This is a genomic window from Halopseudomonas pelagia CL-AP6 (genome assembly GCF_000410875.1).
Lineage (GTDB): Bacteria > Pseudomonadota > Gammaproteobacteria > Pseudomonadales > Pseudomonadaceae > Halopseudomonas > Halopseudomonas pelagia.
In genome coordinates this window covers 22,592-35,789 of the sequence record NZ_AROI01000018.1, presented here as the reverse complement: position 1 = coordinate 35,789, position 13,198 = coordinate 22,592, and the positions used below count along the sequence as shown (strand labels likewise).

The window sequence follows — 13,198 nt, the reverse complement described above, 5'->3', positions numbered from 1 at the left end:
ATTTATTCCGGACAGTAGTACGCCTGAGCGGAAATGACGGGGTAGTGGGCGGCAATGACGAGTGCGGGGCGGGAATCAGCTCGCCGCTCCAAACTCTTCCTGTTCCTGAGACAAACCACCCAGCACCAGCTATGTTCTATTAAGGGCTTGACCCATCCAGGCTCAGCCTTACCTGGTTGCTGTGGTACAGAGCGTCGAGGCAGCAACAGAATAACCATATAAAAACGGGGACACCCACATGCTTGATCGCGCAGCCAGACCCTTGGTGAAAATGGTGGATCGCTACCTGCCAGATCCTTTTATCTTCGTGCTGATCCTGACCCTGGTGGCGTTTGCTGCGGCCATGATTTTTGAGGGTCATGGGCCCATGGCGGTTATTCAGATGTGGGGGCAGGGCTTCTGGGATCTGTTGAGCTTCTCCATGCAGATGCTGCTGGTGCTGGTGACGGGCTTTATGCTGGCCAGCACGCCGCTGGTGCGCAACATACTCAACCGTCTGGCATCCTTGGCAAAGACGCCGGGGCAAGCGATTGTGCTGGTGACCTTTGTGGCACTGATCGCCAGTTGGATCAATTGGGGGTTTGGTTTGGTGGTGGGTGCGCTGTTTGCCAAGGCGCTGGCGCGGCAGATCCGCGTACATTATCCGCTATTGATCGCCAGCGCTTACTCAGGCTTTATTGTCTGGCATGGTGGGCTGGCGGGTTCCATTCCGCTAGTCATTGCCACCGATGGGCACTTTAGTGAAAGTGTCATCGGGGTCATTGGTACCGGCGAGACCATTTTTGCGTTCTTCAATCTGGCCATCGTAGTAGCGCTGTTTATCGTAGTGCCGACGGTGAATCGTCTGATGCTGCCCGGCGAAAAGGACAGTGTCTATGTTGACCCCAAGATCCTCGAGGATAACCCTGATGATCAGATCATCATCAGTCGCCCAGCCGAGCACCTTGAGAACAGCCGAATTCTTGCCTGGCTGGTGGGCTTTGCCGGCCTGGCCTACATCGTTCAGTATTTTATCAATAACGGCGGGTTGAACCTGAATATTGTCAACTTCATGTTCCTGTTCCTGGCGATTATCCTGCATCAGACGCCGCGCCGGTTGTTGAACAGCTTGAATGAGGCGGTAAAAGGCGGTGCGGGCATTGTCATCCAGTTTCCGTTCTACGCAGGAATCATGGGCGTGATGACCGCTTCGGGGCTGGCGGCCAGTATTTCCGCCGGGTTTGTCTCGATGGCCAGCGCGGAAAGTCTGCCGTTCTGGAGCTTTATCAGTGCGGGGCTGGTGAATATCTTTGTGCCCTCCGGCGGCGGGCAGTGGGCTGTGCAAGCCCCGGTGATGTTGCCTGCGGCCCAGGAACTGGGAGCCAGTATTCCGCGCGTGGCAATGGCCGTTGCCTGGGGCGATGCCTGGACCAACCTGCTGCAGCCGTTCTGGGCCTTGCCGGTGCTGGCTATTGCCGGGCTAAAGGCGAAGGACATCATGGGCTATTGCCTGATGCTGCTGGTGATCACCGGTATTATCATCAGCATTGGGCTGACCTGGCTCTAAGGTAGCGATAATGTATTGACGGTAGGCAGCCTGATGCTGCCTACCAGTTCAGCGATGCTCTGCCTACCCTTTACGTTGCTGCTGTCATCCCATTGTCATATTCGCCGGTCAGCATGGTGAGGCAATTTGTGGCCCTGAGTTGCTCGGCATCCGTGGCGGTGCCGGACAGGCCGTTTTCATTCTGCCGGGACTCCAATGACTCTCAATGAACAACATCAGGCTCTGCTGTCTATCCTGCGACAGGAGGCAGTGTCGGTTCTTTTTCAACCCATCGTCTCTATGGTTCAGCAACGTATCGTTGGTTACGAGGCGTTAAGCCGCGGCCCGTCGAACAGCTCCCTGCATTCGCCGCTGACCTTGTTCGCTACGGCGCGTCAGTGTGGGTTGTTGACCGAACTGGAAATGCTCTGCCGGCGCAAGGCCGTTGAAGCCTTCAGTCGGATGCAGTTACCGGGCAGTTTGTTCCTTAACGTTTCGCCAGAAAGCCTGCTAGAAAAGCAGCACTACCCCGGGCGCACGCTGGCGATGTTGAAGGCGTCTGGCATGACCCCGGACCAGGTGGTGATTGAACTCACTGAACAGGCGCCCATCGATAACTTTGCGCTGCTGCACAGCGCCTTGGTGCATTACCGCGATATGGGCTTTCGCATCGCCCTGGACGATCTGGGCGCGGGCTATTCGAGTCTGCGGTTATGGTCGGAATTGCGCCCGGACTTTGTCAAAATCGACCGGCACTTTATTGATGGGATCCACCTTGACCCACTCAAGCGCGAATTTGTTGGCTCCATTCTCAGTCTGGCCAAGGCCTCGCAGGCGCACATCATTGCTGAAGGTATCGAGCAAACCGAAGAGCTCAAGGTGCTTGAGGACATGGGCGTGGACTGGGTGCAGGGTTACTGGCTGGGTCGCCCGGAAACTGAGCCGGCCGCTTGCCAGAATGCCCTGCAGGCGCACCTCGCCACTCGGCATCCTGAGCAGACACTGGAAGAGGATCGGGAGCAGGCGCTGGATTCGCTGTTGATTACCGTGCCGGGCGTGCATGAGAGCGAGACGGTCAGCCAGGTGTTGGCCCGTTTTCAACAGCAGGCCAGCTTGAACAGTTTGGCGGTAATCAACGACGCGCTGGAGCCGGTTGGCACCGTGCATTGTCACAGCTTGAGTCAAGCCATGCTCAAACCTTTCGCCAGTGAGCTGCACGGGCGCAAACCCATTACCCTGTTGATGGACCGGGACTACTTGGTGGTAGACGTGCAGCAGAGCCTGGAGCGCGTCAGCCGCTTGTTGACCAGCCGTGCTCGGCAGCGTATCGAGGAAGACTTCATCATCCTGCGCGATGGCAAATATGCCGGATTGGGCAGAGTGATTGATGTCCTGCGGCATATCACCGAACTGAAGATTATTCAGGCCCGGCATGCCAATCCGCTGACATTGCTACCTGGAAACATCCCGATTCAGGAATGCCTGGCGCGCTTGCTGGCCAACGGTCAGGAAGCCCGCTTGTGCTATATCGATCTGGATGCGTTCAAACCATTCAATGATATCTACGGCTACGGCAAGGGTGATGAGGTGCTACTGGGGTTGGCGCAGATACTGCGAACCCTGTGTGATCCGCGTTGCGATTTTGTCGGCCACATCGGTGGCGATGATTTTATGCTGGTGCTGCGAAGCGCGGATTGGCGTGAACGCTTGCATCGCTTGGATCAGCGTTTTCAGCAGCTGTGCTGTGCTTTCTATCGTCCGGAACATATTCTGGCTGGCGGTTTTTCCGCGCCAGATCGGCACGGCCAGTGGCGGCATCATGGCCTGTTGCAGCTGTCGGTGGGGGTGCTGATGCTACCTGCAAAAGGGCATGGTATACGCGATCCGGCCCAGCTCGCTGAAATGGCCTCGCATGCCAAGCACGAGGCCAAGCGAGTGCCCGGGTTCAGTGTCGTATGTGAAAACTTTGGGCCGGCCGAGCTGGACCAGAGCACCGGACTCACCACCAGCCAGAACACCAGTCAGACGGTCGGGCATGTTGGCGGATCTGCCTAGGCATCGGTAGGCGTGTGGTGGACGCGACGCGCCATTTCACACAGTTTCAAAATAGGGGAGCTTGCAGGGGGAAGTGCTAAGCCCTGCCGCCGGGAGCGGCAGGGCTGGGTTGGCTCAGTTGGCCATGGCTACGCGAGTAGGATAGGGCGTCAGCAGAATCTCTACCCGGCGATTGAGCATACGGCCGGTATAGGTGCTGTTGTCAGCGCGCGGCTGATTCTCACCCATGCTGGTTAAACTCATGCGTCGGCTGCTAACACCACCGAGCATCAGGATGCTGGCAACGGCTTGGGCGCGCTCCATGCTCAGTTGCTGGTTTATTTCCTGCTCCCCGGTGCTGTCGCTGTGGCCAACAACGGCGTACTGGCTATCGGGGTCTTCTTTCAGCGCCTTGGCCACTTTGCTGAGGGGCACCAACCCGGAGGGCAGTAATAAGGTGCGCTTGGGATGGAAGTTGCCTTCCACGGGAATGATCAGGCGGATTTGCTCACCTTCACGCACCACTTCAAAGCCTTCTTTCTCTGCGATAGCCGTTAGTGGCTCAACCCGCGACTCGGCCCAGGATGGTTGCGGTGGCGGAGGAGTCGGCGCAACAGGCGCTTTGGAAGCACAGGCGGCGAGTGCCAGGGACATACATACGGCGGAGAGAGTTTTTAATGTTTTCATGATGCCCGGGTGCGAATGTTCAGAAGTTGGTGTAAGTGTATTCCCTTTATTACAGTAGAGGGTACCATCAGTTGTTGAATTTGTGATCAAGTGCATACCCTTTTCTTCGGTTTTCCGCCCAGAGGCCATTTCATGTCGTCAATGTGTGCCAAATTACCCCGTATTTCGCTATTTCTCGTCGTTCTCGGCACGGTAGGCTGTGCGGTTTTGCCCGGACGAGATGCGCAGCCGCCACAGCGGATTGCTGGGTTACTGGAAATGGACTCCAATAACGCGAGCCTCATGCCCTGCGGGGCCAAGGAGGCGGTGTCGATTAATAAGGCCACAGCGCTACAGGCTCTGTTCGTGAAAATAGCCCAGCCGGGTCAAACGGCGCTGTTTGTCGATATGACCGCGCGGCCGCTGGCAGATGGCGGATTGGAGCCAGTGGAGATCATTCGCATGCAGACCACTGGGCGTGGTTGCGCTGATGATGTGCATGCCGCCAATCAGTGGGTGGCTCGGGGTGAGGGGCCCGACTGGCGGGTGTTGGTAGGGGCGCAAGGCATGCAATGGCAGGAAAAGGGCATGGACAACCTGGGCAAGCCAGTCCCGCTGATCTCCGAAGAGGTGCCGGGCGTGTCCGTCAGTTTCCAGACGCTCAGCGGCAATGCGCGTGAATTGTGGGTTTCTCCTGAAGATTGCTTCGCGCGCAGCAGTGGCGATTATTATCATCGCACTGCGCGCTTGATTCGCAATGGTGAAACCCTGACCGGCTGTGCCTACCGGGGCCTGCTGCCCTGATACTCAGCCGCCCAGGTAGGCGCTACGTACTTGTGGGTCGGACAGTAATGCTTCACCGCTGTCTTGCATGACGATATGCCCGTGCTCCATGACATAGCCGCGGTCAGCCAGCTTCAGTGCCTGGTTGGCGTTCTGCTCGACCAGAAAGATGGTCACGCCCTGGCTACGCAGTTGCTGAATAATCTCGAAGATCTGCTGGATGATGATCGGCGCCAGCCCCAGAGACGGCTCGTCGAGCAGTAACAGCCGCGGCTTGCTCATCAGCGCCCGGCCAATGGCAAGCATCTGCTGCTCGCCGCCCGACATGGTGCCAGCGCGCTGCTGATAACGCTCCTTCAGACGCGGAAACAGGCCCAGGGTGGTATCGAGCTGCTGTTGAAAATCATCCTTGTGGGTGAAAAAACCACCCATACTCAGGTTCTCTTCCACGGTCAGGCGTGAAAACACCCGGCGGCCCTCGGGCACGATGGCGATATCCTTGCGCATGATCTCGGCGGTGGTCAGGCCGGTCAGTTCTTCCCCTTCCAAACGAATGCTGCCGCTGCTGGCGCGCGGGTCGCCGCACAGGGTCATCAGCAGGGTGGTTTTGCCGGCGCCATTGGCGCCGATCAGGGTGACAATTTCCCCACGTTCCACTTCCAGGCTCACATCATGCAGGGCCTGGATCTTGCCGTAGTGGGTAGAGACGTTTTTCATATACAGCATGGAATTTTTTGCCTCAGGTTTCGCCCAGGTAGGCCTTGATCACGTCGGGGTTGTTGCGCACCTGCTCGGGTGTGCCATCGGCCAGGGGGCAGCCCTGGTTGATCACGACAATATGGTCGGAGATATCCATCACCAGCTTCATATCGTGCTCGATCAGCAACACGGTCAGATCGTGGGTGTCACGCAGCTCGGAGATCAACTCCTTGAGGTCCTGTGTTTCCCGCGGGTTGAGGCCGGCAGCCGGCTCATCGAGCATCAGCAGGCTCGGTTGGGTGACCATGCAGCGGGCGATCTCCAGCCGGCGCTGCTGCCCATAGGCCAGGGTGCTGGCGGTGCGGTTGGCGAACTGGTGCAGGTTGACCCGCTCAAGCCAGTAGGCCGCGCGCTCCATCGCTTCCTTTTCACTGCGGCGGTAGCCGGGCGTCTTGAACAACCCGGCGAGCATGCTGGTGTTCATGCTCTGGTGCTGTGCTACCAGCAGGTTTTCAACAACGGTCATTTCCTTGAACAGGCGTACATGCTGGAAGGTACGAATCATGCCCTTGCGGGCAACCTTGAAGCCGGGTAGCCCCTGGATCTCTTCGCCGCGGAACACGATCTTGCCGTCGCTGGGCTTGTAGAAACCGGTCAGGCAATTGAATACCGTGGTTTTGCCGGCGCCGTTCGGGCCGATCATCGACACGATCTGCTTTTCGTACACCTGCAGTGCTACGCCATTAACCGCCAGCAGGCCGCCAAAGCGCATGGTCAGCCCGGATACATCGAGCAAAGGGGGCATGGCGCTCATGTCCGCAGCTCCATATGTGGGCGTTTCATCGGTAGTAGACCCTGCGGGCGCCAGATCATCATCAGCACCATCATCAAGCCGAACAGCAGCATGCGGTATTCGTTAAATTCGCGCGCCAGCTCCGGCAGAATGGTCATGATGATCGCCGCCAGGATCACACCCAATTGCGAGCCCATACCGCCTAGCACCACGATGGCGAGAATGATCGCTGACTCGATAAAGGTGAAGGATTCGGGGCTGATAAAGCCCTGGCGTGCGGCGAAGAAGCAACCGGCAAAGCCAGCAAAGGTAGCGCCGATGGTAAAGGCGTTGAGCTTGATTGAGGTGGGATTGATGCCCAGCGAACGACAGGCGATCTCGTCTTCGCGCAGGGCTTCCCACGCGCGGCCAATTGGCATACGCAGCAGCCGGTTGATCACGAACAGGGTGAACAACACCAGCAACAGCGCCAGCAGGTATAGAAAGATCACCCGATGGTTGGAGTTGAAATCGATACCGAAAAATTCGTGAAAGGTCTGCATGCCTTCGCTGGCGCGGCGGCTGAATTCCAGGCCAAAGAAGGTTGGCTTGGGAATGCCGCCGATGCCGTTCGGGCCATTGGTCAGCCAGGTCATGTTGTTTAGCAGAATACGAATAATTTCGCCAAAACCCAGCGTCACAATCGCCAAGTAGTCGCCACGTAAGCGTAACACCGGAAAACCGAGCAAAAAGCCGAACAGTGCTGCCATGGCGCCGGCCACCAGCAAACCGGTCCAGAAGCCCAGACCGAAGTACATGGCCAGCAGTGCATAGGTATAGGCGCCGACTGCGTAGAAGCCGACATAACCCAGATCCAGCAGGCCGGCCAGGCCAACAACGATATTCAGGCCCAGGCCGAGCATGATGTAGATCAGCACCAGGGTGGCCAGGTCGATCCCGCCACGGTTGGCGAAGAACGGCCAGATCAGGGCTGCGGCGATCAAAAAGCACCAGAACAGTCGCTGTACTACCGGCTTATCACGAATATCCGACAGCTTCGGAGGGGTCTTCGGCAGGCCGGGTACGGCCTGCCAGGCGCGCGTCAGGTGATCGCGGAACAGGTTGAAAAAGAACATGAACGCGGCTGCAGCGGCAATTTTCCACCACACATCCACCCCAGCGCCGGTCACGGTCAGGCCGGTACCCGATTGGCCCAGGCGCACGCCCATTAGCAGGCCAGTCAGCACGACCACCACCACGGCGGAAATAATCGCCGGTTTCAGATTGGCTCGCATCATACTTTTTCCACCTCTGGGCGGCCAAGAATGCCGCTGGGGCGGAACAGCAGGATCAGAATCAGCAGACTGAAGGCGACTACATCCTTGTACTCACTGCTGAAGTAGCCTGCGGTAATGGCTTCGGTCACGCCCAGCAGCAAGCCGCCGAGTACCGCGCCGGGAATGCTGCCAATGCCGCCCAATACCGCAGCGGTGAACGCCTTAAGCCCGGCCATAAAGCCGATATAGGGGTTGATCACGCCGTAATACATGCTCAGCAACACGCCGGCGACCGCAGCCAGAGCGGCGCCGATAATAAAGGTCAGGGCAATGATGCCGTTGGTATTGATGCCCAGCAGGTTGGTCATCTTCAGGTCTTCAGCGCAGGCGCGGCAGGCGCGGCCCATGCGCGAGCGGGTGATAAACAGAGTGAGCAAGGTCATGGTCACCAGGGTTACCGCGAATATGATCATCTGCATATAGGACAGCGATGCCTGAAAACCTTCTTCCGGGCCAATGCTGACGCCGCCGGTAATCAGGCTGGGCATGGCAATATCGCGCGAGCCCTGCGCCAGGCGCACCAGGTTTTGCAGGAAAATCGACATGCCAATAGCGGAAATTAGCGGGATCAGCCGATTGCCGCCGCGCAATGGCCGGTACGCGACCCTTTCTATGCTGTAACCGTAGGCGCTGGTGACGATCATGCTGATCACAAAAGCACCAATAATCATCAGCGGTAAGTATTCGAGCCCAAATAGGGCGAGTGCAGCAATGGCCATAAAGGCGATGTAGCTGCCGATCATGTACACCTCGCCATGGGCGAAGTTGATCATGCCGATGATGCCGTACACCATGGTGTAACCAATCGCGATCAAGGCATAGGTGCTGCCCACTGTGAGGCCGTTAAGCAACTGCTGGATAAAGTAATAGAGTGACTCTGGCATGGTCACGGCACCTGGGATGACAGGATGAGCAATGCTGGTCAGAACAGACGGGCATCAAAAAAATCAGGCCCGCCGGATTGCTCCGGTGGGCCTGAACCTGGGGTATTACTCGGTCAGTGCGGTTTTGGTCGCGTCAGCGTGCCACTTGTAAACAACGAAGTTGAAATCTTGCAGGTCGCCTTTCTCGTCAAAGCTCAACATGCCGGTAGGGGTGTCGAACTCGTTGCTGCGCAGTGCCTCGGCTACCTTGGCAGTATCGGTATCGCCGGCCAGCTTGATGCCGTCAGCAATGATCTGCACCGCAGCGTAGGCAGGGAACACGAAGGGGCCGGTAGGGTCTTCGTTCTTGGCCTTGAAGGCGGCGACCAGATCGGCGTTGCGCGGATCTTCATCAAACGCCTTGGGCAGCGTAACCAGCAGGCCTTCGGACGCTGCGCCAGCAATTGCAGAGATGTCGCTGTTGCCCACGCCTTCAGGACCCATAAAGCCGACTTTTAGACCCTGTTCGGCGGATTGGCGCAGAATCAGGCCTAGCTCGGGGTGGTAGCCGCCGTAGTAAACGAAGTCGACCCCTTCCTGACGCAGTTTGGCAATCAGCGCGGAGAAGTCCTTGTCACCCGCAGTCACGCCTTCAAACAGCGGTACGTCGATGCCGGCTTCGGTCAGAACGTCACGCACTGCGGTAGCAATACCTTCACCGTACTGCTGCTTGTCATGGATAACAGCGACTTTTTTCGGCTTGATCTGTTCGGCGATGTACTTGCCAGCAGTCGGGCCTTGCAGGCTGTCCAGGCCAATGGTACGGAACACCAGCTCGTAGCCACGGGTGGTGATTTCCGGGCTGGTGGACGCTGCAGTCACCATCAGGATGCCTTCATCTTCATAGATGTCAGAGGCGGGTTGGGTAGAGCTGGAGCACAGGTGACCGACGACGAACTGGATTTGCTGGTTGACGATGCGGTTGGCCACGGCGACCGCCTGCTTGGGGTCGCAAGCGTCGTCAAATACCACGCCTTCGAGCTGGCTGCCATTAACCCCGCCGGCCTTGTTGATCTGCTCGATGGCCATCTTCGCGCCAATGAACTGCATGTCGCCATACTGGGCAACGGGACCGGTTACCGGGCCTGCCAGGGCGATCTTGATCGTGTCTGCTGCCACGGCGAAGCTGCTCGCCCCGGCCAGGGCGGCTACGGCGATAAACTGGGACAGGGCTTTTTTATGGACCATTTTCATATCGTATGCTCGCTTGTTGTTGTCCGAAATCACTTAGGTTCAGGTCGTGTTGGCGTTAACCACACCCATTCCTGGTAACTGTACCGCAGCAGTTTACCAACGGCGATGAGCGCAGGGAATCGAGTCTTGGCAAATAGTCAGTCAATGTCCTCAAATTGCAACATTTTGTCTGAAAGACGACATGCGCCCCACCAGAATAGGCGCATTTGGCCGACAATGCCGCCTATTTCCTGCCAACCGTCTTGCACTTGGTGGTGTGCTGGTTAACATGCGCAGCCATTAAGCCTTATCTGGAGAGCCCCATGTCTGATCAAAGTGACACCTATGCAGCGATTCTGGGTGCTACTGCGCCTATCGAATGGAAGACCCTGGAGCCGCATTTCGCTGCGGGTCAGGTGTTATCCGTGGACTCTGGTCTGGATCTGGTCACCGTGGCTGAGGCATTTACTAAAGACGACGGCGCTACGGTTAAACAGTGGATGGATGCCGGGCAAGTGCAATTAACCCCCGATGCCCAGGCGGCTGACTGGCACGAGCGTGATCCGGACAACCTCTGGGCGGTGGTCATTCGCCCCTGGGTATTGGTGCAGGAGCGGGTAGTTCGGCATTGAGAGTTGGATGCTTGTTAGCCCATCGCGCCGAGGCCGGCGCTCCCACCGGTTTCTGAGCTACACGCCGGGCAGGCTGGGTAATGGGCTGGATTGGATTGGGTTGGGTGATGGGTTAGGTGATGGGCTGGGTAGGATTGGGTTGGATTGGATTGGGTGGGAGCGCCGGCCTCGGCGCGATGGGGGCGTAAGCCCCCCCGGTCCATTACTCACCCCAACCTATCACCCCAACCGCACCCGCCACCAGGCACTCAGCCCATCCACTACCAACACCATCACAATCATCGCCAAAATCACGCTCAACGCCTTGGGCTGCTGGAATAGGCTCAGCGTCACATACAGCATCTGCCCTAAGCCACCAGCGCCCACGAAACCGAGCACGGCGGCCATACGAATATTGTTTTCCCAGCGATACAGGCTATACGCCAGCCACTGCGGGAACACCTGGGGTAATGTCCCATAGAAAAACGCTGCGGTAGCGCTCGCGCCCTGATCACGCAGCGCTTTTGCTGGCTCGGGCGGGGCGTTTTCTAGTGCTTCGGCAAACAGCCGACCGAGCACGCCGGTGGTATGCAGCGCAATCGCCAGGGTGCCGGCAAAGGGGCCGAGGCCGGCGGCCAGTACCATCAGCGCGGCCCACACTAATTCGGGCACCGAGCGCAGTGCGTTCAGCAGCAGCCGCGCCAGGCTTTTGGCAATGGCGCCCAGGCGCCCGGCCGCCAACAGGCTGAGCGCTGCTCCCGCCAGCACCGCCAATAAGGTGCCAATGGCCGAAATTGCCAGGGTTTCCAGGGCGCCCCAACTGATCTGCCTCAGCCAACCAGCAGACATGTCCGGCGGAAAAAATGAGCTGGCGTAGGTGGCCATCTGACTGGGGCTGTCGCCGCGCAGCAGGCCGCCGAGATCCAGCCCCAGATACATGAAAGAGCTCACCAGCGCTGCGCCAATCAGGCTGATCCACAGCAGCGGCTCGTAACGCCGGTTCATGCCAGCCTCCGGCGCAGCAGGCTGCTTAATTGGTCGGCTGCGAGCACCAATACCAGGAAGGTCAGCAAAATACTGACGACCTCGCCGCCGGCAAACATGCGGATCGACAGGTCGATCATCTGCCCCAGCCCGCCAGCACCGACAAAGCCCATGATCACCGAGGCGCGCACGGCGCATTCCCAGCGGTACAGTGTATAGGAGGTCAGCTCTTGTGCTGCGGCCGGCAAAATGCCGTAGAGAAACGCGGCCAGCCGTGAGCTGCCGGCCTGCATCAAGGCCCGCGCTGGGCGCTGGTCGGCTGACTCGTAGATTTCCGCATAGACCTTGCCGAGCATGCCGCTGTAGGTAATGGCAATAGCCAGTACGCCGGCAGTAGGGCCTAGCCCGACGGCCCGGACAAACAGCAGCGCCCAGACGATTTCCGGAATACTGCGCAGCAGGACCAGCAATAACCTGACCGGGTACCGGGCGGCGCTGGCCAGCCGGCTAGGCCGGCCGCGCAGCAGGGCTGACACCGACAGCGCACGGCTGGACAGCAGACTCAGCGGTATCGCCAATACCAGTGCGAGCGCAAGCCCGGCGGTGGCCATCGCCAAGGTTTCCAGCGTTGCCTTGCCCAGCAGCGCAAGAAACTCGGCCGACAAATCTGGTGGCCAGAAGCCCGCCAGAAAACGCCCGAAGGTATCCAGGTTGCGCGGTTCGACCAGGGTTGCGGGGCGAAACTCGGTTAGCACCAGACCGGGCCACAGCAGTACTAGCGCCAGTAGCGTAAAGAGTACGCGGGGCAGGGCTGCAGGGTCGCGTGGGTCGGTGCGCTGCAACGCGTTCACAAGCATCGTGGCGCAGGACGCCCGCTTGGCACAGGCGAGGTGGGTGAATGTAAGGCGGTTGGGCTAGGACGGGTGTCAGCCAGGCCGGCATTCAGGCCGTCATTACTGTACAGCTCATCCAGGTCATCGGCTGTTACCTGCGCCGCGTCGCGGTCGAACAGAATAACGCCGTCGCGCAGGCCAATGATTCGCGGGAAATGCCGCAAAGCCAGATCCACCGCATGCAGGCTGGCAACCAGGGTCTTGCCATGCTCCAGGGCCAGCCGGTTGAGCAGCGCCAGTGTGTGATCGGCCAATAGCGGGTCCATTGCCGATACCGGCTCGTCGGCCAGCAACAGATCAGCGCCCTGATACAAGACTCGAGCAATGCCGACACGCTGCAATTGCCCACCGGACAATTGATCGCAGCGGGCAAAGAGTTTGTCACCCAGATCCAGGGGTTCCAGCGCAGCGCGGGCGCCGGGTATATCCAGCGGATAGCATAATGACAGAAGCGAGCGGGCCAATGACCATTGCCCAAGCCGCCCGGCCAGCACCGCAGTAATCACCCGCTGCCGTGGCGGTAGTGGAGGACTTTGATGGATCAGGCCGATACGCGTGCGCAGACGTCGCAGGGCGCCGCCTGACAGTTGTGCCGGATTATCTTTCAGCAGTTGCACGCTGCCGCTGCTGGCCAAGAGGCCAGTTGCAAGCAGGCGCAATAGCGTGGTTTTGCCGGCACCGGAGGAGCCGATAATCGCCACCCGTTCACCCGGCTGAATTGTCAGGTTGAGCGGGTGCAGGGCGATAAAGCCACCGGGGTGAGTCAGACTCGCCCCGTCGAGTTGGATACCCATGGCG

13 protein-coding genes are annotated in these 13,198 nt (G+C 58.8%); 4 read left to right on the top strand and 9 right to left on the bottom strand.

All coding sequences use genetic code 11. The features are described 5' to 3' along the window. The first annotated feature begins 238 nt into the window (after nt 1-238). Together K787_RS0114510 and K787_RS0114505 are read left to right on the top strand one after the other, a co-directional pair. Nucleotides 239-1,546: a short-chain fatty acid transporter gene (locus K787_RS0114510; protein WP_022963529.1), complete on the top strand. Its 1,308-nt coding sequence runs from the start codon at nt 239-241 to the stop codon at nt 1,544-1,546. 195 nt (nt 1,547-1,741) lie between these two features. After that, nucleotides 1,742-3,580, top strand: coding sequence for a bifunctional diguanylate cyclase/phosphodiesterase (locus K787_RS0114505; protein WP_022963528.1), 1,839 nt, complete (start codon nt 1,742-1,744; stop codon nt 3,578-3,580). Nucleotides 3,581-3,694: 114 nt separating this feature from the next. Here the strand turns inward: K787_RS0114505 and K787_RS23285 are convergent, their stop codons facing one another. After that, on the bottom strand, nt 3,695-4,213 hold the full coding sequence (locus K787_RS23285) for an OmpA family protein (RefSeq protein WP_022963527.1): 519 nt from the start codon (nt 4,211-4,213) through the stop codon (nt 3,695-3,697). Nucleotides 4,214-4,378: 165 nt separating this feature from the next. On the opposite strand from K787_RS23285, the gene K787_RS0114495 reads away from it, so the two are divergent. Continuing rightward, nucleotides 4,379-5,029 carry a hypothetical protein gene (locus K787_RS0114495; protein WP_152486851.1) on the top strand — a complete coding sequence of 217 codons (651 nt, stop codon included), beginning with the start codon at nt 4,379-4,381 and terminating at the stop codon, nt 5,027-5,029. A 3-nt stretch (nt 5,030-5,032) separates the two neighbouring features. Here K787_RS0114495 and K787_RS0114490 read toward each other — a convergent pair whose 3' ends face one another. The 5 genes from K787_RS0114490 to K787_RS0114470 all read right to left on the bottom strand — a co-directional run bounded on the left by K787_RS0114490 (nt 5,033) and on the right by K787_RS0114470 (nt 9,927). Next, entirely contained in the window at nt 5,033-5,734 is a 702-nt protein-coding gene (locus K787_RS0114490; protein WP_022963525.1) for an ABC transporter ATP-binding protein, read from the bottom strand. Between the two features lie 13 nt (nt 5,735-5,747). Beyond that, nucleotides 5,748-6,512: a high-affinity branched-chain amino acid ABC transporter ATP-binding protein LivG gene (gene livG, locus K787_RS0114485; protein WP_028614963.1), complete on the bottom strand. Its 765-nt coding sequence runs from the start codon at nt 6,510-6,512 to the stop codon at nt 5,748-5,750. A gap of 5 nt (nt 6,513-6,517) precedes the next feature. Continuing rightward, on the bottom strand, nt 6,518-7,774 hold the full coding sequence (locus K787_RS0114480; RefSeq protein ID WP_028614962.1) for a high-affinity branched-chain amino acid ABC transporter permease LivM: 1,257 nt from the start codon (nt 7,772-7,774) through the stop codon (nt 6,518-6,520). Further along, the gene (gene livH, locus K787_RS0114475; RefSeq protein ID WP_022963522.1) at nt 7,774-8,700 is read right to left on the bottom strand and encodes a high-affinity branched-chain amino acid ABC transporter permease LivH; all 927 of its coding nucleotides are present in this window, start codon (nt 8,698-8,700) and stop codon (nt 7,774-7,776) included. The genes K787_RS0114480 and livH overlap by 1 nt, the downstream gene beginning before the upstream one ends. Before the next feature lie 105 nt (nt 8,701-8,805). Further along, complete coding sequence (locus K787_RS0114470) at nt 8,806-9,927, bottom strand: branched-chain amino acid ABC transporter substrate-binding protein (RefSeq protein WP_028614961.1); 1,122 nt, start codon at nt 9,925-9,927, stop codon at nt 8,806-8,808. Nucleotides 9,928-10,235: 308 nt separating this feature from the next. On the opposite strand from K787_RS0114470, the gene K787_RS0114465 reads away from it, so the two are divergent. After that, nucleotides 10,236-10,544, top strand: coding sequence for a DUF2288 domain-containing protein (locus K787_RS0114465; RefSeq protein WP_022963520.1), 309 nt, complete (start codon nt 10,236-10,238; stop codon nt 10,542-10,544). A gap of 219 nt (nt 10,545-10,763) precedes the next feature. Here the strand turns inward: K787_RS0114465 and phnE are convergent, their stop codons facing one another. Genes phnE through K787_RS23280 form a run of 3 tightly spaced genes read right to left on the bottom strand, consistent with a single transcriptional unit; the run spans nt 10,764 to nt 13,194 of the window. Beyond that, nucleotides 10,764-11,528 carry a phosphonate ABC transporter, permease protein PhnE gene (gene phnE / locus K787_RS0114460; RefSeq protein WP_022963519.1) on the bottom strand — a complete coding sequence of 255 codons (765 nt, stop codon included), beginning with the start codon at nt 11,526-11,528 and terminating at the stop codon, nt 10,764-10,766. Beyond that, on the bottom strand, nt 11,525-12,364 hold the full coding sequence (locus tag K787_RS0114455) for a PhnE/PtxC family ABC transporter permease (RefSeq protein ID WP_022963518.1): 840 nt from the start codon (nt 12,362-12,364) through the stop codon (nt 11,525-11,527). Before K787_RS0114455 ends, phnE begins: the two co-directional genes overlap by 4 nt. Continuing rightward, nucleotides 12,355-13,194, bottom strand: a complete 840-nt coding sequence (locus K787_RS23280) for a phosphonate ABC transporter ATP-binding protein (protein ID WP_022963517.1) — start codon at nt 13,192-13,194, stop codon at nt 12,355-12,357. The genes K787_RS0114455 and K787_RS23280 overlap by 10 nt, the downstream gene beginning before the upstream one ends. Nucleotides 13,195-13,198: the final 4 nt, after the last annotated feature.